The 18,211-nt window shown below is 72.7% G+C and carries 16 protein-coding genes; 7 read left to right on the top strand and 9 right to left on the bottom strand.

All coding sequences use genetic code 11. The features are described from left to right. The first annotated feature begins 62 nt into the window (after window positions 1–62). A complete protein-coding gene (locus FHD63_RS12085; RefSeq protein ID WP_139722256.1) occupies window positions 63–1,730 on the top strand; it encodes a formate--tetrahydrofolate ligase in 1,668 nt (555 codons plus the stop codon). 4 nt (window positions 1,731–1,734) lie between these two features. Here the strand turns inward: FHD63_RS12085 and FHD63_RS12080 are convergent, their stop codons facing one another. Beyond that, window positions 1,735–3,414 carry a sodium:solute symporter family transporter gene (locus FHD63_RS12080; RefSeq protein WP_139722255.1) on the bottom strand — a complete coding sequence of 560 codons (1,680 nt, stop codon included), beginning with the start codon at window positions 3,412–3,414 and terminating at the stop codon, window positions 1,735–1,737. Continuing rightward, complete coding sequence (locus FHD63_RS12075) at window positions 3,411–3,857, bottom strand: universal stress protein (protein ID WP_139722254.1); 447 nt, start codon at window positions 3,855–3,857, stop codon at window positions 3,411–3,413. The genes FHD63_RS12080 and FHD63_RS12075 overlap by 4 nt, the downstream gene beginning before the upstream one ends. 166 nt (window positions 3,858–4,023) lie before the next feature. On the opposite strand from FHD63_RS12075, the gene FHD63_RS12070 reads away from it, so the two are divergent. After that, window positions 4,024–4,860 (top strand): MBL fold metallo-hydrolase, encoded by an 837-nt coding sequence (locus FHD63_RS12070; RefSeq protein WP_139722253.1) that lies wholly within the window; start codon window positions 4,024–4,026, stop codon window positions 4,858–4,860. Between the two features lie 245 nt (window positions 4,861–5,105). Beyond that, window positions 5,106–6,731: a chaperonin GroEL gene (groL, locus tag FHD63_RS12065; protein ID WP_139722252.1), complete on the top strand. Its 1,626-nt coding sequence runs from the start codon at window positions 5,106–5,108 to the stop codon at window positions 6,729–6,731. Window positions 6,732–6,909: 178 nt separating this feature from the next. On the opposite strand, the gene FHD63_RS12060 is transcribed toward groL, so the two are convergent. Next, complete coding sequence (locus FHD63_RS12060; protein ID WP_010147143.1) at window positions 6,910–7,206, bottom strand: WXG100 family type VII secretion target; 297 nt, start codon at window positions 7,204–7,206, stop codon at window positions 6,910–6,912. A gap of 104 nt (window positions 7,207–7,310) precedes the next feature. Here FHD63_RS12060 and FHD63_RS12055 point away from each other — a divergent pair, with 104 nt between their 5' ends. Continuing rightward, window positions 7,311–8,093, top strand: a complete 783-nt coding sequence (locus FHD63_RS12055; RefSeq protein WP_139722251.1) for a DUF4031 domain-containing protein — start codon at window positions 7,311–7,313, stop codon at window positions 8,091–8,093. Window positions 8,094–8,282: 189 nt separating this feature from the next. On the opposite strand, the gene FHD63_RS12050 is transcribed toward FHD63_RS12055, so the two are convergent. Continuing rightward, window positions 8,283–8,777, bottom strand: a complete 495-nt coding sequence (locus FHD63_RS12050; protein WP_139722250.1) for an HD domain-containing protein — start codon at window positions 8,775–8,777, stop codon at window positions 8,283–8,285. Between the two features lie 321 nt (window positions 8,778–9,098). Between FHD63_RS12050 and FHD63_RS12045 the strand changes: the two genes are divergently transcribed. After that, window positions 9,099–10,082, top strand: coding sequence for a phosphotransferase family protein (locus tag FHD63_RS12045; protein WP_158296771.1), 984 nt, complete (start codon window positions 9,099–9,101; stop codon window positions 10,080–10,082). Between the two features lies 1 nt (window position 10,083). Here FHD63_RS12045 and FHD63_RS16295 read toward each other — a convergent pair whose 3' ends face one another. Beyond that, on the bottom strand, window positions 10,084–10,761 hold the full coding sequence (locus tag FHD63_RS16295; RefSeq protein WP_202978372.1) for a hypothetical protein: 678 nt from the start codon (window positions 10,759–10,761) through the stop codon (window positions 10,084–10,086). 113 nt (window positions 10,762–10,874) lie between these two features. Here FHD63_RS16295 and FHD63_RS12030 point away from each other — a divergent pair, with 113 nt between their 5' ends. After that, complete coding sequence (locus tag FHD63_RS12030; protein ID WP_139722248.1) at window positions 10,875–11,840, top strand: glycosyltransferase family 2 protein; 966 nt, start codon at window positions 10,875–10,877, stop codon at window positions 11,838–11,840. 21 nt (window positions 11,841–11,861) lie between these two features. On the opposite strand, the gene FHD63_RS12025 is transcribed toward FHD63_RS12030, so the two are convergent. Then, window positions 11,862–13,931, bottom strand: coding sequence for a HelD family protein (locus tag FHD63_RS12025; protein ID WP_139722247.1), 2,070 nt, complete (start codon window positions 13,929–13,931; stop codon window positions 11,862–11,864). A 74-nt stretch (window positions 13,932–14,005) separates the two neighbouring features. Between FHD63_RS12025 and FHD63_RS12020 the strand changes: the two genes are divergently transcribed. Beyond that, window positions 14,006–14,311 carry an MTH1187 family thiamine-binding protein gene (locus FHD63_RS12020; RefSeq protein ID WP_139722246.1) on the top strand — a complete coding sequence of 102 codons (306 nt, stop codon included), beginning with the start codon at window positions 14,006–14,008 and terminating at the stop codon, window positions 14,309–14,311. A 6-nt stretch (window positions 14,312–14,317) separates the two neighbouring features. Here FHD63_RS12020 and FHD63_RS12015 read toward each other — a convergent pair whose 3' ends face one another. The 3 genes from FHD63_RS12015 to FHD63_RS12005 are packed head-to-tail and all read right to left on the bottom strand — an operon-like array spanning window position 14,318 to window position 18,079. Next, on the bottom strand, window positions 14,318–15,589 hold the full coding sequence (locus FHD63_RS12015; protein ID WP_139722245.1) for an NRAMP family divalent metal transporter: 1,272 nt from the start codon (window positions 15,587–15,589) through the stop codon (window positions 14,318–14,320). A 55-nt stretch (window positions 15,590–15,644) separates the two neighbouring features. Then, a complete protein-coding gene (locus tag FHD63_RS12010) occupies window positions 15,645–16,841 on the bottom strand; it encodes a glycosyltransferase family 4 protein (protein ID WP_139722244.1) in 1,197 nt (398 codons plus the stop codon). A 20-nt stretch (window positions 16,842–16,861) separates the two neighbouring features. Then, a complete protein-coding gene (locus tag FHD63_RS12005) occupies window positions 16,862–18,079 on the bottom strand; it encodes an NAD-dependent epimerase/dehydratase family protein (RefSeq protein WP_139722243.1) in 1,218 nt (405 codons plus the stop codon). Window positions 18,080–18,211 lie beyond the last annotated feature (132 nt).

Below are 18,211 nucleotides of genomic sequence, written 5' to 3'. Positions count from 1 at the left end.
GGACCGTCCTGAGGATCACCGGCCAGCGCTCGTGATCACCGGCTGCGAGGAGGCAGGCAGGGATGTTGACCGACGTTGAGATCGCGCAGGGGGCCACGCTGGAGCGGATCGGCCGGGTGGCCGAGCGGCTGGGCCTGCGCGAGGAGGAGTACGAGCCCTACGGCCACCACAAGGCCAAGATCTCCCTCGACGTCCTCGACCGCCTGCAGGACCGGCCGGACGGCAGGCTCGTGCTGGTGACGGCCATCAACCCCACGGCCGCCGGCGAGGGCAAGACGACCACCAACGTCGGGCTCTCCATGGCGCTCAACCGGATCGGTGCCCGCACCATCACCACCCTGCGCGAGCCCTCGCTGGGCCCGTGCTTCGGCATGAAGGGCGGGGCCGCCGGCGGGGGCTGGTCCCAGGTCGTCCCCATGGACGACATCAACCTCCACTTCACCGGTGACTTCCACGCCATCACCTCGGCGCACAACCTGCTCGCCGCGCTCGTCGACAACTCGCTGCACCAGGGCAACCCCCTGGGCCTGGACCCCAAGCGCGTCACCTGGAAGCGCGTCCTCGACATGAACGACCGCGCCCTGCGCAACATCGTCGTCGGCATGGGCAAGAAGGGGGACGGCGTCGTCCGCGAGTCCGGCTTCGAGATCACCGTGGCCAGCGAGATCATGGCCGCGCTCTGCCTCGCCACCGGTCTGGAGGACCTCAAGGAGCGCTTCGGCCGCATCATCGTCGGCTACACCTACGACAAGCAGCCGGTGACCGCCGGCCAGCTCGAGGCGGCCGGGGCCATGGCCCTGCTCATGAAGGACGCGGTCAAGCCCAACCTCGTGCAGACCCTGGAGAACACCCCGGCGATCATCCACGGCGGGCCGTTCGCCAACATCGCGCACGGCAACAACTCGGTGCTCGCCACCCGCACGGCGCTCAAGCTGGCCGACTACGTGGTCACCGAGGCCGGCTTCGGCGCCGACCTCGGGGCGGAGAAGTTCTTCGACATCGTCTGCCCCGCCGCCGGTCTGCGCCCGGCCGCTGCGGTCATCGTCGCCACGGTGCGGGCGCTCAAGCTCAACGGCGGCGCGGCCAAGACCGACCTCGGCACCGAGGACCTCGACGCCCTGCGCACCGGGCTGGCCAACCTCGAGCAGCACCTGGAGAACCTCCAGAGGTTCGGCGTGCCGGTCGTCGTCGCGCTCAACCGCTTCCCGAGTGACAGCGACGCCGAGCTCGACCTCGTCCGGGAGCGGTGCGGCGAGCTGGGCGTCGACGTCGCGCTCTCGGAGGTCTTCACCCGCGGTGGCGAGGGCGGCGAGGAGCTCGCCCGCAAGGTCGTCGAGCTGTGCGAGCAGGACAGCGACTACGCCCCGCTGTATGCCGCGGACGCCGGCCTGCAGGACAAGATCGAGACCATCGCCACGCAGGTCTACCGCGCCGACGGGGTGGACTTCGCCCCCACGGCGCGCGCCCAGCTGGCCGAGCTCACCGAGGGCGGCTTCGGCGGCCTGCCGGTCTGCATGGCCAAGACGCAGTACTCCTTCTCCGACGACCCGACGCTGCTCGGCGCCCCCCGCGGCTTCACCATCACCGTCCGCGAGCTGGTCGTCAACGCCGGTGCCGGCTTCGTCGTCGCCCTCACCGGCGACATCATGCGGATGCCCGGGCTGCCCAAGGTCCCGGCGGCGCTGGGCATGGACATCGCCGAGGACGGCACCATCACCGGCCTCAGCTGACCGGTCAGGCCCAGACGACGACGATGACCGCCGTCAGGGCGAGCAGGACGACCGAGATGACCCGGTAGTTCGCCCACACCGCGGTGCCCTGCAGCGCCTGCGACTCCTCGGTCCAGTACTCCGACTTCCAGGTGAGCTCGGCCGTCTTGGACTCGTCCGGGGACGGCCCGAGCAGGCTGATGACCACGAGGAGCAGCACCGAGAGCGCGGTGCTGATGCCGGCGGCATACAGGAACTGGATCGAGGGCTCCTCGGGCAGCACCTGGGTGAGGACGAAGGCGATGAGCCCCACCGGTTGCATGATGATGAGCGTGAGGAACGCCGCGGTGCCGCTGATCCGCTTCCAGGCGATGCCGGCGAGGAAGACCGCGACGACCGGTGGGACCAGGAACGACAGGACCGACTGCAGGTAGTTGTAGAGGGTGTCGAACTGGGCGATGAACGGGGCCCAGAGGATGGCCACGACCAGCGCCACCACGGTGGCCACGCGACCGGTGAAGACGAGCGCCCGCTGCGAGGTGTCGGGGCGCAGCGTCTTGACGAAGTCCATCGTCACGATCGTCGAGGCCGAGTTGAGGATCGAGTCGACGGTCGAGGTGATGGCCGCGATGACGGCCGCCAGGATGAGGCCGCGCAGCCCGACGGGGAGCAGGTCGAAGACCAGCGTCGGGAAGACGGTGTCCGGGTTGTCCAGGTTCGGGTAGAGCGAGATCGCCATGACCCCGGGGAAGATGAAGAGGAAGAGGAAGGCCAGCTTGATGAAGCCGGCCAGCAGGGAGCCCCAGCGGCCGTGGTCGAGGGACTTCGCGCCGAGCGTGCGCTGCACGACGAGCTGGTTGGTCGTCCAGTAGTAGAGCCCCACGACGAGGACACCGGTGATGAGCCCGGGCCACGGCAGGTCGGCGTTGTCGGCCGGCAGGATGAGGCTCATCTTCTCGTCGCCGGCGGCCTGGGCCATCGAGTCCCAGGACTCGATGGCGTTGAAGGTCGCGATGAGGACGATGACGCCGCCGAGGAGCGTGACGGTCGCCTGGATCGAGTCGCTGATCATCACCGCGCCCAGGCCGCCGATGACGGTGTAGATCGCCGCGAGGATGGCGAGCACCGCCACCGAGACGATCATCGGGATGTCGGGGTAGAGCACCTTGACGACCACGGCCCCGGCGAAGAGCGCCGCGGCCATGTCGATGAACATGTTGGCGAAGAGGTTGAACCCCGCGAAGGCCATCCGGGAACGCCGGTCGTAGCGCTGCTCGAGGTACTCCGGCAGCGTGAAGACCTTGGAGCGCAGGTAGAACGGCAGGATGAAGAAGATGAAGACCACGAGGATGACGGCCGACATCCACTCGTAGGCGAAGATCGAGATGCCCTGCTCGTAGGCACCGCCGGCCAGGCCGACGAAGGTCGCGCCGGACATGTTGGTGGCGACCAGCGAGAGGCCGACGAACGGCCAGATGAAGTTGCGCCCGCCGAGGAAGTAGTCCTCCGAGGCGTCGCTCTCCTTGCCGCTGGCCTGGGCCTCGGCGTGGGCCTTGCGCTTCATCCGGGCGCCCGCCACGAGCGGGATGATCCGGCTGAGGACGAGGTAGCCGATGATGACCGACAGGTCGAGGGCGCGGACGGTGAAGTCAGGCATCCCCCCGCCGGAGGAGCCGGACAGCGGGAGCAGCACGTCGGCGGTCATCGGGTCTCCCCCTCGCTGCGGACGACGAGCACGGCGCAGGGCGCGTGCCGCACGACGCCCTCCGCGTCGTTGCCGAGCAGGACACGGACGAAGGCGTTCTGCCCGCGGCTGCCGATGACGATGAGGTCGGCGTCGATCTCGTCGCGCAGGCGCAGGATCTCGTCCGTCGCCCGACCGGTGCGCAGGTAGGTGCCGGTGACCGACACCCCCTCCGCCTCCAGGGCGGCGGCGCCCGCGTCGAGCACGGGTCTCGCCTCGAGCTGGACACGTTCGCGCTGGCCGGGGCTCAGCGGCGTCGGGTTGGTCCAGGGCGACACCAGCGCGACGTGCACGACGTGCACCTCCGCGTCGGTGTGCCGGACCAGGTCGACGGTGCGGGCGCGCGCCAGGGCGGCGCTCGGGGATCCGTCGGTGGCGTACAGGATGCGGGTCGGGAACGTCATTGAACCCCTCCGGGCGCTGCGGGCGTGCGGTTGTCCGGCCCCCACCCTGCCGTGCCCGGCACGGGCCCGCCAGTCGAGAGTGACCCTGCGGTAACCAGCGCGCCGACCCGCCACGTCCGGGCGGGGCGGCGGGCCGGGGGCCCTCCAGCACCTAGACTCGTGCGGCATGAGTGAGGTGACCTGGCGAGAGGTGGCTCCCGGGGTCCACGTCCGGCGGCACGAGGAGCTCAAGCTCAACTGCGGGCTCGTGGTGGGCAGCGAGAGGTCCCTCGTCGTCGACACCCGCAGCTACCGGTCCCTCGGCCAGGACCTGCTGGAGTCGGTGCGCGAGATCACCGACACCGAGCTCGTCGTCGTCAACACCCACGCGCACTACGACCACTGCTTCGGCAACGTCGCGTTCCGCGACTCGCAGATCTACGCCCACCCGGGCGCCGCCGACGACCTGCGCCGCACCGGGGAGCACCAGCGTCGCCAGGTCGTCGAGCACCTCCGCTCGACCGACCGCGGGACGCTGGCGGACGAGGTGCAGGACACCGAGATCGTGCTGCCGTTCTACCTCGTCGAGGACGACACCGTCCTCGACCTCGGGGACCGCAGCGTGGAGCTGCTCTTCGCCGGGCGCGGTCACACCGACCACGACCTGTCGGTGGCCGTCCCCGACGCCGGGGTCGTCTTCGCGGGGGACCTCGTCGAGGAGGGGGCCGACCCCGCCATGGAGGACGCCTACCCGCTGGAGTGGGCGCCCACGCTGAGCGCCCTGCTGGACAAGCCCGCCGCCGGGCTGGCCGACACCTGGGTGCCCGGCCACGGGCGGGTCGTCGACCGGTCCTTCGTCGAGACCCAGGCCGAGCAGCTGGCGGCGATGGCCGAGCGCTTCGCCGAGGTGCTGGGCACCGGGATCGCGGGGGTCGACTCGCTGGCCAACGCCGGTCGCGGCCTGGGCCTGACCGAGGACACGCTGCGGCTGGCCGCCGTGCGCACGCTCGAGCTGCGCCACTGACGCACCCTGCCCGGAGGGACCCGCAGCGCCCTGACCGGGTGCGGGTCGGCATACCGGCCCTGTCATTTGCACTCGAGGGCCCCGAGTGCTCATCATGGACCTAGCACTCTCACCACGAGAGTGATAATCCGACCGGCCTGTCGAGGGTCGGGAGCCGGGGAGACCAGATCCTCGCGCCTCCTGGCTCGTCCGTCGCGGGCGGCACCCGGTCATCCGTCCATCCACATGTGGAGGAAGCAACTCAGATGGCCAAGACCATTGCTTTCGACGAGGAGGCTCGCCGCGGGCTCGAGAAGGGTATGAACACCCTTGCCGACGCCGTGAAGGTGACCCTCGGCCCGAAGGGCCGCAACGTCGTGCTCGAGAAGAAGTGGGGCGCCCCCACCATCACCAACGACGGTGTGAGCATCGCCAAGGAGATCGAGCTCGAGGACCCCTACGAGAAGATCGGCGCCGAGCTGGTCAAGGAGGTCGCCAAGAAGACCGACGACGTCGCGGGAGACGGCACCACCACCGCGACCGTGCTCGCCCAGGCCATGGTGAAGGAGGGCCTGCGCAACGTCGCCGCCGGCGCCAACCCGATGGCCCTCAAGCGGGGCATCGAGGTCGCCGTCCAGGCGGTCAACGACGACCTGCTCGCCATGGCGAAGCCGGTCGAGACCAAGGAGCAGATCGCGCAGTCCGCGAGCATCTCCGCGGCCGACACCGAGATCGGCGGCATGATCGCCGAGGCCATGGACAAGGTCGGCAACGAGGGTGTCATCACCGTCGAGGAGTCCAACACCTTCGGCCTCGAGCTCGAGCTCACCGAAGGCATGCGCTTCGACAAGGGCTACATCAGCCCCTACTTCGTCACCGACACCGAGCGCATGGAGGCCGTCCTGGAGGACGCCTACGTGCTGGTCGTCAACTCCAAGATCTCCTCGGTCAAGGACCTGCTGCCGCTGCTGGAGAAGGTCATGCAGTCCGGCAAGCCGCTCATGATCATCGCCGAGGACGTCGAGGGCGAGGGTCTGGCGACCCTGGTCGTCAACAAGATCCGCGGCAACTTCAAGTCCGTGGCCGTCAAGGCCCCGGGCTTCGGTGACCGGCGCAAGGCCATGCTGGCCGACATCGCCATCCTCACCGGTGGCCAGGTCATCTCCGAGGAGGTCGGTCTCAAGCTGGAGACCGCCGAGCTCGACCTGCTGGGCACCGCCCGCAAGGTCGTGGTCACCAAGGACGAGACCACCATCGTCGAGGGCGGCGGCGACGCCGACCAGATCGCCGGCCGGGTCTCCCAGATCCGCACCGAGATCGACAACTCGGACTCCGACTACGACCGCGAGAAGCTGCAGGAGCGGCTGGCCAAGCTGGCCGGCGGCGTGGCCGTCATCAAGGCGGGCGCGGCGACCGAGGTCGAGCTCAAGGAGCGCAAGCACCGCATCGAGGACGCCGTCCGCAACGCGAAGGCCGCCGTCGAGGAGGGCATCGTCGCCGGTGGTGGCGTCGCCCTCATCCAGGCGTCCCGCGCGTTCGACGGTCTGTCGCTCACCGGTGACGAGGCCACCGGCGCCAACATCGTCAAGGTGGCCATCGAGGCCCCGCTCAAGCAGATCGCGATCAACGCCGGTCTCGAGGGCGGCGTCGTCGCGGAGAAGGTCCGCAACCTCACCCCGGGCGAGGGCCTCAACGCCGCGACCGGCGAGTACGGCGACATGCTGGGCTTCGGCGTGGCCGACCCGGTGAAGGTGACCCGTTCTGCCCTGCAGAACGCCGCCTCCATCGCCGCGCTCTTCCTCACCACCGAGGCCGTCATCGCCGACAAGCCGGAGAAGGCCCCGGCCATGCCGGCCGGCGCCGACGGTGGCATGGGCGGCATGGACTTCTGATCCTGCGGGGTCAGACCTGACGCGCCTGCGTTCCTCGCGGGCGACCCACGACCGACGGGCGGTCCCTCCTTCACGGAGGGGCCGCCCGTCGGCGTGTGCCCGGGGAGCTGCAGGGTCTGCTCGACCCGGGACATGCAGCGCCTCGTCCGGCCCCCTGCGCCGGACGAGGCGCAGCACCTCACTGGGGGGTGAAGCGGGTGCGGTTGGTCTGCTCGACCAGCTCGTAGTCCTGGCCGGCCGTCCGCAGCGTCGTCGAGATCTGCTGCAGGGAGGTGCGGACCTTCTCCTGGGTCGCGCTCCAGTCCTGGGTGACGCTGTGGAAGCTGCCGGCCGCCGACCCGCGCCAGCAGTCCTGCAGCGCGTTGAGCTTGGCCATCATCGACCGGACCTCACCCTCGATGCTGGCGGCGATCCGTTCGATGTCACCGGAGGCGGCGGCGATCCGTGCCGTGTCGACGGCGAAGGTGTTGCTCATGGGGTCCCTCCCTCGTGCGGCGGCCGGTCGGCCACCTCGTGGGCACGACGCTAGCCCTCCTCGCGGTGCCCGCGCAGAAGTTGTCCACAGGTAGGGTCCGGAGCATGACCGTCCTCGTCGACCCGCCCCGCTGGCCGGCGCACGGACGCCTCTGGTCGCACGTCGCGAGCGACACCTCGCTCGCCGAGCTGCACGCCTTCGCGGCGGCCGTCGGCATCCCGCAGCGGTCCTTCGAGGGGGACCACTACGACATCCCGGAGGAGCGGTACGCCGAGGTCGTCGCCGCCGGCGCCGCCGAGGTGGGCGGCACCGAGCTGGCCCGGCGGCTGCGCGACAGCGGGCTGCGCTTCCGCAAGCGCAAGGGGGAGCGGCCGCTGGCCCGGGTCGAGGACGGGCTCGCCGGGGTCGCGCCGACCCCGCACGTGCTGGAGGTGGTGGCCTCCCCGATGGAGCGGCTCGGCGCGGGCGCCTCCGTGGTGCTCCTCCGGGCGCGCGGGGTGCCGGACCGGATGGTGCTGGTGCGCAACTCGACCCGGGAGGGCTGGGGGGCGCCGGGCGGCAAGCGCGAGCTCTCCGACGGCTCTGCCCGCGCCGCCGCCGTGCGCGAGGTCGCCGAGGAGATCGCGGTCGATCTCGTGCAGGAGCGGCTGGCCCCGGTGGGGTACCAACGCATCACCCTGCCACCCGGTCACGGCGCCCGGAGCTGGGACGAGGGGGACAACTACGTCCAGGTGTATGCCGCCACCCTCCCCGCCCCGGTGCCGCTGCGGCCGGACGGCGTCGAGGTGCTCGAGGCGCGCTGGCTGACCGCCGAGGAGGCGCGGGCGGTGGCCGGGTCGGCGCCCTGGTGGCCGCTCGCCGAGTGGTGGTGGGCGCACGGGGGGTAGGGCCGGCCCCAGGAGTCACCCCAGACCCACCCGTCGCCCGCTGCGGGGAGATGTGCAGTGGGCCGGGGTATGTCCCCGTCCTGCGTCATCGTCCCCGCACGGCGCGGCAGGTGGGGCACCTGGGGCGGGCGGGACGGGCCTACCCCGCCGCTGCGGTCGCCGTCCGGCACGACGCGGGTCGGGCGGTCCTCAGGTCCGGCGCAGCTCCGCCAGCTCGGCCTGCAGGTTGGCCCGGGCGCGGGCGCCCCAGCGCTCGTGCGCGTGCGCGGTCCGGTAGAGCCGCCCGCGGTCGGCGAGCGGCCCCATGACCGCGAGCCGGCCGGCGCAGAACGCGTCGTCCGGCACGTGGGCGTACTCCTCGCGCACCTGGGCGCGGTAGGCGGCATACCGCTCCGGCGGCGCCGAGAGGATCCACAGGTCGGCGTCGTGCACCGCGTCCGTGGCGGGCCCGCGCCCGCCGGCCTCGTGGTCCAGCGTCATGAGCACGCCCGCCTCGACGGCGTCGACGGTGTGGTCCTCGACCCCGAGCCGGTGCAGGTGGTCGCGGGCCAGGGTGGCGCTGCGGTGCTCGTTGCTGCCGGGCGCGGCCCGCGGGTCGTAGGCGAGGTCGTGGTACCACGCGACGGCGCGCGCCACGAGCGCCGCGTCCGCGTCGACCGCGCCGGCCGCCTGCAGCTCGTCCACCGCCGCGAGGACCTCGGTGAGGTGCTCGTCGTGTGGTAGCGACGCTGCGGCTCGGACCAGCCGCGTAGCAGCAGCGACCCCTCCGCCAGCCACAGGTCGCGGCCCGCGGCGGGCGCGAGCACCGCGGCGTCGGCGAGCCAGCGGTCGAGCAGGGCCTCGGCGGGATGGGTCACCCGACCACTCTGGCACGCGCGCGGCCCGCGTCCGCGCGCGGCCCACGTCCGCGTGCGGCCCGGCGGGCGCCGGGCCTCCGGCGGCACGATGGGCGGGAGCACGGGGCGTGGCGTCCGCCCGGCGGGAGGGTCGTGCGACGATCGGGCGGTGCTGCCGACCCAGCTGGACGCCGAGGGGGTCGCCGACCTGGCCGGTGATCACCCCGGGTGGTTCACCGCCGCGGGGTATGCCGTGCCACCCGGTCGCCCGTCCGTGCGCCTGCTGGGGCGGGGCGAGTCGTGCGTGGTGTGGCGGGTCGAGCCCGGTCTGGCCGTGCGGGTGCCGCACCGGCCCGTGCACGAGCTGCCGCTGGGCCTCGACGACGAGCTCGACCTGCTCACCCGGGTGCCCGCGGACGCCGACCTCGCCGCGCGCCCCGTGGCGGTGCGGCTGCCCCGCGAGGGCGACCCCACGGCATACCTCGTCAGCACGGCGGTGCCGGGTGAGGTGCTCGCCCCGGGGGAGTGGACCGACGAGCTGCTCGCGGCGCTCGCCCGCGCCCTGGCCCGGCTGCACGTGGGCGGTCGCACCGACGGGCTGCCCGACCCGGGCCCCCCGGACCCGGTGGCGGGTGCCCACGCCGCGCGCGACTGGTGGCGCGAGCACGAGCCGGGTGCGGCGGCCGTGCTGGACCCGCTCTGGCCGGCGGTGCTGCGCCGGACCGAGCAGGCCCTCCCCGCCTTCGCCTCCGTCGAGACCGCGCTGGTCCACGGGGACGCGTGCCTGAGCAACGTCGTCGTGGACGCGGGCGTCCCGCGGCTCATCGACTGGGAGTGGGGGCACGTCGGCGACCCCGCGCGGGACCTCGCGTTCTCCGGCGGGCCCGTGCACGCCGACCCGTGGTACGCCGCGATGGACGAGGAGCGCGTCCGCGCGCAGGCGCAGGCCTACGCCCGCGAGCGGGAGCGGCTCGGGTCGCCCGTGGACCTGGAGCCGCTGCTCGCGCGGCGCGAGGTGCACCTGCTGCACGAGACCTTCTTCATCCAGCCGCACCTGCACCGCGTGGCGGCCGGCGCCGACCCGGGACGACGCACGACATACCTCGAGGCCGCCGCGCAGCTGCGCGACGGCCTCGAGAGGTGGCTGGGCTGAGTCAGCGCTTGCCGAGCAGGGAGTCCGCGAGGTCGGCCAGCGCCTCGGAGAGGTCCTCGCGGGCGTCGTGGGCGCCCTTGGACAGACCCGCCAGGGTGCCCTTGGCCTTGCCCTTGCCGCCGACCCCGACGGCGTCGGCGAGGCCGTGGCCCACCGAGCTGGCCGCGCCGGTGACCCCGGAGGCCGCGGCACCGGCGGCACCGGTGACACCGCCGGCCACGGCACCCGCCGCGTTGCCGACGCCGTCGGCGACCGACTTCGCGGCGTGCTTGGTGCCGGAGAGGAAGGACTGCGTGGCCAGCGTCAGGCCGGCGCCGACCAGCCAGGTGTCCTTGGCCAGGCCGATGCCGTCCGGTGTGGGCCGGATGCCGTCCTCCTGGGTCATGCCCGGGGTCTTGAGGTAGAGACCGGTGAGGCCGACGCCGAAGGCGGCCAGACCGGCGCCGGCGACCGCCGAGGGCACGGTCGGCAGCAGCAGTGCCGCACCGAGGCCGATCTCGGCGTAGGCCAGGGCCTTGGTGAAGTCGCCCGCCTTCATGTCCTTGAACACCGGGTAGACGCTGGAGGCCCAGCCGTGCATCTGCTCGGCCTCCTCCTCGCCGGCCTTGAGCTTGCCGAGACCGGAGTTCAGGACGAAGGCGCCGGTGGCGATCCGCAACGGTGCGTGGGTGGGGTGCATGCTCTCTCCTCGTGGGACGCGGGAACTGCTCGGACCTACGGTATGACGTCGGCCTGGGTGGTGCGAGGCGGGCTAGGATCGGCCGACCACCGACCGGCGACCCCCGAGGCACGATGACCGCTGCAGATCATGGCGCGAGCGCGCTGAGCGTCGTCGTGCCGGTCTACGACGAGCAGGACGTGCTGCCCCTGTTCGTGCAGCGGCTGCGCCCGGTGCTCGACGCCCTGGAGGTCGACTACGAGGTGCTGGTCGTCGACGACGGCAGCACCGACGCGACGCCCGTCGTGCTGCAGCGGGCACGGCATACCTGGCCGCAGCTGCGGGTCGTCCGGCTGCGCGCCAACGCCGGCCACCAGGCCGCGATCTCGGCCGGGCTGGAGCGGTCGCGCGGGGAGCTGGTCGTGACCATCGACGCCGACCTGCAGGACCCGCCCGAGCTCATCGCCGACATGGTGCGGCTGGCCCGGGAGGAGGCGCTGGACGTCGTCTACGCCGTGCGCGACGACCGCCGCAGCGACACCCGCTTCAAGCGGGTCACGGCCAGCGGCTACTACGACACGATGCGCCGGCTCGGGGCCGACCACGGGCCGACGCAGGCGGGGGACTACCGGCTCATGTCGCGGGCCACGGTCGAGGCGGTGACCGCGCTGCCCGAGCACCACCGGGTGCTGCGGCTCGTCGTCCCCTCGCTCGGCTTCCCCTCCGGCGTGCTCACCTACCGGCGCGAGGAGCGGGCGGCCGGCACCTCGAAGTACCCGCTGTCGCGCATGCTGCGGCTCGCGGTCGACTCCATCACCGGGGCCAGCCTGGCGCCGCTGCGGCTCGCGACCTGGCTCGGCTTCGTCGGCGCGCTCGTCGCCCTGGTGCTGCTGGTCTACGCGCTCGTGGGGTTCGCCGTGGGTCTCACCGTGCCCGGGTGGACCTCGACCTTCATGGTCGTCACGGCCGTCGGTGGGGTGCAGCTGCTCTGCCTGGGCATCCTGGGGGAGTACGTCGGCCGGACCTACACCATGCAGCTGGGCCGCCCGACCTACTACGTCGCCCACGACAGCCTCACCGGCGAGGAGCCGCGCGACTGAGCTCGTCGGTGCCGTCCCGGGTCAGGGGGCGGCGGCGAGCGGGCCGGGCAGCGGCTCGGCGTGCACGACGGTGAGGCCGCTCACCGCCCGGGTGAGGACGACGTAGAGCCGGCGCAGGCCGGTGCGCTCGTCGGGCTCGGCAGCGGCGATCGCGGCCGGCTCGACGACGACGACCTGGTCGAACTCCAGGCCCTTGGCCACCGTCGCGGGGACGAGGAAGACGCGCACGCTCAGGCCCTCCTCCGCGTGCGTCCCGTCCATGACCTCGTGCTCGACGCCCGCCCCGCGCAGCGCGGCCCCGACCTCCTCCACCCACGCGTCGGGCACGATGACGCCGACCGACCCCTCGTGCGCGCCGGCGTCGGTCGTCGCCGCCGTGGCGCCGACGACCGCGTCCTCGACGGGTATGAGGTCCAGCCGCCCGGGGTTGGACCGCACCGACTCCGGGGGCGCCAGGTCGGGGGCGATGGCCGGGAGCAGGCGGGCGGCGAAGTCGATGACGGCCGAGGGCACCCGGAAGCCGCGGACCAGCTCCTCCAGGTGGGTCGTCGGCGCGGAGAGGTCCTTGCCCAGGTGCCGCAACGACTCCTCCCACGAGGCCGTCGACCACGGCGTCGTGCCCTGGGCGAGGTCCCCCAGCACCGTGAGCGACCCCGTGGAGGCCCGGCGCCCGACGGCGCGCAGCTGCATGGGCGACAGGTCCTGGGCCTCGTCGAGGACGACGTGCCCCAGGCTCGGGGTGCGGTCGAGCAGGTCGGCCAGCTCGTCCAGCAGCACCAGGTCGGCGGCGCTCCAGCGCGCCCCGGCCGCCGTCCGTGGCGGCTTCTGCCACACCATGGCCTGCTGGTCGTCGTCCAGGTGCGCCCCGGTCGAGAGCACCCGGGCGAGCACGGCGCCCGGCTTCACCTCGGGCCAGACCGTCTTGACGTAGGCCCGGACCGGCGCCGACCTCGCCACGCCGTCCTGCACCCGGTCGTCGGGGGAGTCCCCGGAGCGCTCCATGGCCACCATGACCGCGTGCGCGAGACGCTGGTGCAGCATGGCCCGGGCGGCGGAGTAGCTCACGCCCCGCCCGCGCAGCTCCTCGATCATGTCCTGCACCTCGTAGGCGGGGACCCGCCACCGGCGCGAGCCGCGCGGGACGACGAGCGCCTCGGTGGCGGGGCCCACCGCGCCCCAGAGCGCCTCCCGCAGGACCCCGGCCATCCGGGCCTCGCCCTTGAGCCGGGCCACCTCGGTGCTGTCGGTCGCGCGGACCCGGGCGGACGTGCCGCCGACGACGAGGTCGTCGGCCGTCGTGTGCCGGACGCTGATCTCCCCCAGCGAGGGCAGCACCGCGCCGACGTGCTCGAGGAAGGCGCGGTTGGGCCCGACGACGAGGACACCGGAGCGGGCGAGCCGCTCGCGGAAGGCGTAGAGCAGCCAGGCCGCGCGGTGCAGGCCCACGGCGGTCTTGCCGGTGCCCGGCGCGCCCTGGACGCACAGTGTCGTGGCCACGTCGGCGCGCACGATCTCGTCCTGCTCGGGCTGGATGGTGGCGACGATGTCGCGCATCGGGCCGATCCGGGGCCGCTCGATCTCCCGGGCGAGGATGCTGCTGCCGCCGGAGGCCTGCCCACCACCGGCGTCGGCCCCGGGCACGGCCCCGCCGCCGGCGTCCGCCAGCACCTCGTCCTCGAAGGCCGTGATCTGGCCGCCCTCGACCCCGAAGCGACGCCGCCGGCGCACCCCCATCGGGTCGTGCGTGCTCGCGCGGTAGAACGGCATCGACACCCCGGCCCGCCAGTCGATGACGACGGGGTCGCCGTGACCGTCGGAGACGTGGCGGCGCCCGATGTAGAGGCGTTCGCCCTCGGTGCCGTCCTCGCGGTCGACCCGGCCGAAGAACAGCGTCGTCCCCGGGTCGTCCTGCAGAGCCCTGGCCCGCAGCCACAGCGTGCGCGCCAGCGCCTCGCCGGCGAGGGCGTCACCGCCGTCCGCGGTCAGGGAGAGGGTGTGCTCGCGCATGCGCGCCAGCTCGGTGCGGGCACGCGCGAGGTGCGCCTGCTCGGCGGCGAGCTCGACGCGCGGGTCGGTCGGGGGAGCGGGCATCGCGGCATACCTCGCTGGAGGGTGGAGGAGGGGGGAGAAGCACGATACCCCCACTCCCGGGCTAGCGTGGTGGCATGCTCTTCGCCTTCTCCGTCGCCCCCACCCAGTCCGCCGACGAGTCCGGCTCGGTCAGCGAGGCCGTCGCCGACGCCATCCGGGTGGTCCGCGACTCCGGCCTGCCCTACGAGCTCACCTCGATGTTCACCACCATCGAGGGCGAGTGGGACGAGGTCGTGCCGGTCATCAAGGCGGCCTGCGACGCCGTGGCGCAGCACTCCCCGCGCGTCTCGCTCGTGGTCAAGGCCGACCTGCGCCCGGGGTATGCCGGTCAGCTCACCGAGAAGGTGGACCGGGTCCACGCCCACCTGTCCGACGACTGAGCGGCGTCAGGCGAGCAGCCCGGTCTGGGAGGCGAGGAACAGCAGGGTGAAGCCGATGAGGAAGACCAGCCCGGCGTAGGACAGCACCCGCATGCTGGTCGACAGCTGGCGCTCGCCGCGGATGATCGAGAAGTTCAGCCACGCGAAGACCGGCGCGGTGAGGAAGGCGCTGATCATCGCGAAGCGCAGCATGTCAGCGAGCGAGGCGCTCATCCAGACGACGATCGCCAGCGCGACGACCGAGATGCCGGTGATCCACAGGTCCTTGGAGCGGCTGCTCATGGCGTCCTGGCCCCGGATGAGCCGCAGCGACTCGGCGGCCGCCCGGCCGTACCCGTCGACGACCGAGATGACGGTGCCGAACATGCAGGCGAAGGCGATGAGCGCCATGAGCGGCACCGCCCACTGCCCGATCGCCGCGCCGTACATGCTCATGAGCTGGGGGATGTAGGCGCCGCCGGCCATCTCCATCTCCTGGCCGCTGCCGTACTGCACGAAGACGCCCAGGCCGATGAAGAACACGGCGAGCACCGTCGACACGACGTAGCCGAGGTTGAAGTCGAAGAGCACGTCGCGCACCGCGAGGCGTCGGTCGGCCCCCTTGGCCTTGACCCACAGCGAGTTGAGCGCGCTGATCTCGATCGGGGCCGGCATCCAGCCGATGACCGCGACGAGGAAGGGCAGCGTGGCGAGGGTCCACGGCGAGGGGTCCTCGAAGCCCGGCTGCCGCACCGCGCCCTGACCCGCCGCCATGACCACGGCCACCACGGTGGAGAGCGCGAGCAGGACCATGATGATCTTCGTGACGCCGTCCAGGGCCTTGTAGTGGCCGCCGACGAGCAGCATCCAGGTCACCGCGAGCAGCCCCGCCGCGAGCACGGGCACGCCGAGGCCCCACGACGCGGGCAGCAGGTAGGCCAGGATCACCGTGCACAGCAGCGCCACGCCGGCCGTCGAGATGACCGAGGAGACGGCGGCGAGGACGAAGAACACCCAGAGGTAGGCCTTCCCGCGCCGTGCGTAGCCCTCGACCAGGCTGCGGCCGGTCTCGGCGGCGTACTGCGGGCCGAAGCGGAAGAACGGGTACTTGAGCACGTTGGCGAGGACGATGAGCCAGACCAGCTGCCAGCCGAAGAGCGCCCCCGCCTGGGTGGAGGAGATGAGGTGCGAGGCGCCGATCGCCGCGGACGCCGCGAGCAGCCCCGGACCCAACGCCCCCCGCCGGCTGCTCCACGTCGAGCGCTCGGTCGTGGTCCTGGTCTCGCCGTCGATCACCATGCGCGGCACGCTAGCACCGGCCCCCCGGGGACCGCGGCTCCTCCGGGGACCGCGGCTACTCGGGCGGGGGCAGGTCGCGGTGCGTGCGGGCCCGCAGCGGCTTGGGCACCGGGCGGCGGCCGACGTGCCGCTCGATCGCGAGCTCGTAGGAGCTGACCAGCGACTCGGTCGAGGCGCGCCAGGAGTGGGTCTGCGCATCCGCGCGGGCGGCCGCGCCCATGCGGTCCTTGAGCCCGGGCTCGAGCAGGAGGCGGCGCAGGCGGTCGGCATACCCCGCCGTGTCGCCCGGCTCGACGAGGAAGCCGGTGACGCCGTCCTCGATGACGAAGGGGATGCCCCCGGCCCGGGCGCCGACCACCGGCACCCCGCTGGCCATGGACTCCAGCGCGACCAGCCCCAGCGTCTCGGTCGTCGAGGGGAAGGCGAAGGCGTCGGCGCTGGCGTAGGCCGCGGCCAGCTCCTCCCCGGCGAGGTAGCCGGTGAAGACCGTCGGGGTGCCGGCGAACAGCGTCTCCAGCTCGGCGCGGGCCGGCCCCGACCCGACGAAGGCCAGCCGGACGCCCTCGGCGGCCAGCTCGCGGATCGGCTCCAGCAGCTGGTCGAGGTCCTTCTCCCGGGAGAGCCGCCCGACGTAGAGCACGAGCGGCGCCTCCGGGTGCCCGCCGGTGAGCAGCTCGCGCATCTCCGCGCTGCGCCGCGAGGGGTGGTAGCCCTCGGTGTCGACCGCCTTGGGCCACAGGTCGACCTCGCGGATCCCCACCTCGCGGGCCCGCCGCACCATCTGCCCTGACGTGCACAGGTTGACCTCGGCGAGGTTGTGCATCCCGGTGATCCAGGCCTCGCTCGGCGCGCGCAGCAGGTGCAGCCCGTTGCCGAGCCGGGTCGTGTAGGAGGGCACGTCGGTGTGGAAGCTGGCGAGCAGCGGCAGGTTGCGCCGCCGCGCCGAGATGACGCCGTAGGCGGCGAGCCACACCGGGTTGACGGCGTGCACGATGTCGGGGTGGAAGGCCTGCATGCCGCGCGCGATCCGGGCGGTGGGCAGGCCCACCATGATCTCGGGGTACCACGGCTGGAAGGACACCGACCGGACCTTGACGACCCGGTGCGGGCCGTAGCGGGTCGGCGGCTCGCCGGGCGCGAAGACGAGCGCCTCGTGCCCGAGGTCGGCGAGCTGGTCGAGGGTGCGGGTGACGCGGGTGACGACCCCGTCGACCTTGGGCAGGAAGACCTCGGTGAAGAGGGCGATGCGCATCCGGTATGCCCTCGCCCGGCTCAGGCCGTGCGTTCCACGGCGGCGCCGCGCGAGGCGGGCACGCCGGCCTGCTGCCGGGAGGTCCACACCGAGGTGCAGGGGATCTTGTCGAGGTCGGCACGGTCGGCGTAGCGCCGGGCGACGTCCTCGACCTCCATGAGCAGGCCCTCCTCGAGCAGGGTCGGCTGGAGGCCGAGGTCGAGGAAGGTCTCGTTGTGCACGTGCAGCTCGTTCTCGGCCGCCTCGTGGCGCGGGTTGGGCACGAGCTCGACCTCGGCGTCGCTGATCCGGGCGACGAGCTCGGCCAGGTCGCGCACCCGGTGGGTCTCGGTCATCTGGTTGAAGATCTTGACCCGGTCGCCCGCGGCGGGCGGGTTCTCCAGGGCGATCTGCACGCACCGGACCATGTCGCGGATGTGGATGAAGGCCCGGGTCTGGCCGCCGGTGCCGTGCACGGTGAGCGGGTAGCCGACGGCGGCCTGCATGAGGAAGCGGTTGAGCACCGTGCCGTAGTCGCCGTCGTAGTCGAAGCGGTTGACGAGGCGCTCGTCGCGCAGCGTCTGCTCCGTGTGGGTGCCCCAGATGATGCCTTGGTGCAGGTCGGTGATGCGCAGCGCGTCGTTCTTGGCGTAGTAGGCGAAGAGCTGCTGGTCCAGGCACTTGGTCATGTGGTAGATCGAGCCCGGGTTGGTGGGGTAGAGGATCTCCTGCTCGACCCGGGTCCCGTCCTCGGCGGCGATCTCGACGTCGAGGTAGCCCTCGGGGATCGCCATACCGGCCGTGCCGTAGCCGTAGACGCCCATGGTCCCCAGGTGCACCAGGTGCGCGTCCAGGCCCGTCTCGACCATGGCGCAGAGCAGGTTGTGGGTGGCGTTGGTGTTGTTGTCGACGGTGAAGCGCTTGTGCCTGGCCGACTTCATCGAGTAGGGCGCGGAGCGCTGCTCGGCGAAGTGCACGACCGCGTCGGGGCGCCGCTCGTCGAGGACGGCGACCAGGCCGTCGTAGTCCTGCGCGAGGTCGAGCTCGACGAGCTCCATCGGTCGTCCGCCGACCTGCTCCCAGGCGGCCAGGCGCTCCTGCGGGCTCGCGATGGGCGTGAGCGAGGAGGCCCCGAGCTCCTCGTCGATCCGCCGTCGGACGAGGTTGTCGACGATGACCACGTCGTGGCCGAGGTCGGACAGGTGCAGCGCCGCGGGCCAGCCGCAGAAGCCGTCACCGCCGAGGACAGCGATCTTCACGGGTGACTCCTTGACGTCGGGGGCGGGCCACGGGCCGCGCGCATGCTCGGGTCAAGGTATCAATGCCGCCCGAGATCCCGGGTGCCGCCGGACCGGGGCCGGCCGGAAAAGAGGTGGGTCCGACGGCCCGCC

It is taken from the genome of Serinicoccus chungangensis (genome assembly GCF_006337125.1).
Taxonomy (GTDB): Bacteria; Actinomycetota; Actinomycetes; order Actinomycetales; family Dermatophilaceae; genus Ornithinicoccus; species Ornithinicoccus chungangensis.
Note: the sequence above shows the minus strand (reverse complement) of the source record. Positions and strands in the feature narration are given on the sequence as shown.

Excerpts from the sequence above, each read along its gene's own strand:
- FHD63_RS12085 (WP_139722256.1), top strand. The coding sequence starts at position 63 with ATGTTGACCGACGTTGAGATCGCGCAGGGGGCCACGCTGGAGCGGATC.
- FHD63_RS12080 (WP_139722255.1), bottom strand. The coding sequence starts at position 3,414 with ATGACCGCCGACGTGCTGCTCCCGCTGTCCGGCTCCTCCGGCGGGGGG.
- FHD63_RS12075 (WP_139722254.1), bottom strand. The coding sequence starts at position 3,857 with ATGACGTTCCCGACCCGCATCCTGTACGCCACCGACGGATCCCCGAGC.
- FHD63_RS12070 (WP_139722253.1), top strand. The coding sequence starts at position 4,024 with ATGAGTGAGGTGACCTGGCGAGAGGTGGCTCCCGGGGTCCACGTCCGG.
- groL (WP_139722252.1), top strand. The coding sequence starts at position 5,106 with ATGGCCAAGACCATTGCTTTCGACGAGGAGGCTCGCCGCGGGCTCGAG.
- FHD63_RS12060 (WP_010147143.1), bottom strand. The coding sequence starts at position 7,206 with ATGAGCAACACCTTCGCCGTCGACACGGCACGGATCGCCGCCGCCTCC.
- FHD63_RS12055 (WP_139722251.1), top strand. The coding sequence starts at position 7,311 with ATGACCGTCCTCGTCGACCCGCCCCGCTGGCCGGCGCACGGACGCCTC.
- FHD63_RS16295 (WP_202978372.1), bottom strand. The coding sequence starts at position 10,761 with ATGCACCCCACCCACGCACCGTTGCGGATCGCCACCGGCGCCTTCGTC.
- FHD63_RS12030 (WP_139722248.1), top strand. The coding sequence starts at position 10,875 with ATGACCGCTGCAGATCATGGCGCGAGCGCGCTGAGCGTCGTCGTGCCG.
- FHD63_RS12025 (WP_139722247.1), bottom strand. The coding sequence starts at position 13,931 with ATGCCCGCTCCCCCGACCGACCCGCGCGTCGAGCTCGCCGCCGAGCAG.
- FHD63_RS12020 (WP_139722246.1), top strand. The coding sequence starts at position 14,006 with ATGCTCTTCGCCTTCTCCGTCGCCCCCACCCAGTCCGCCGACGAGTCC.
- FHD63_RS12015 (WP_139722245.1), bottom strand. The coding sequence starts at position 15,589 with ATGGTGATCGACGGCGAGACCAGGACCACGACCGAGCGCTCGACGTGG.
- FHD63_RS12010 (WP_139722244.1), bottom strand. The coding sequence starts at position 16,841 with ATGCGCATCGCCCTCTTCACCGAGGTCTTCCTGCCCAAGGTCGACGGG.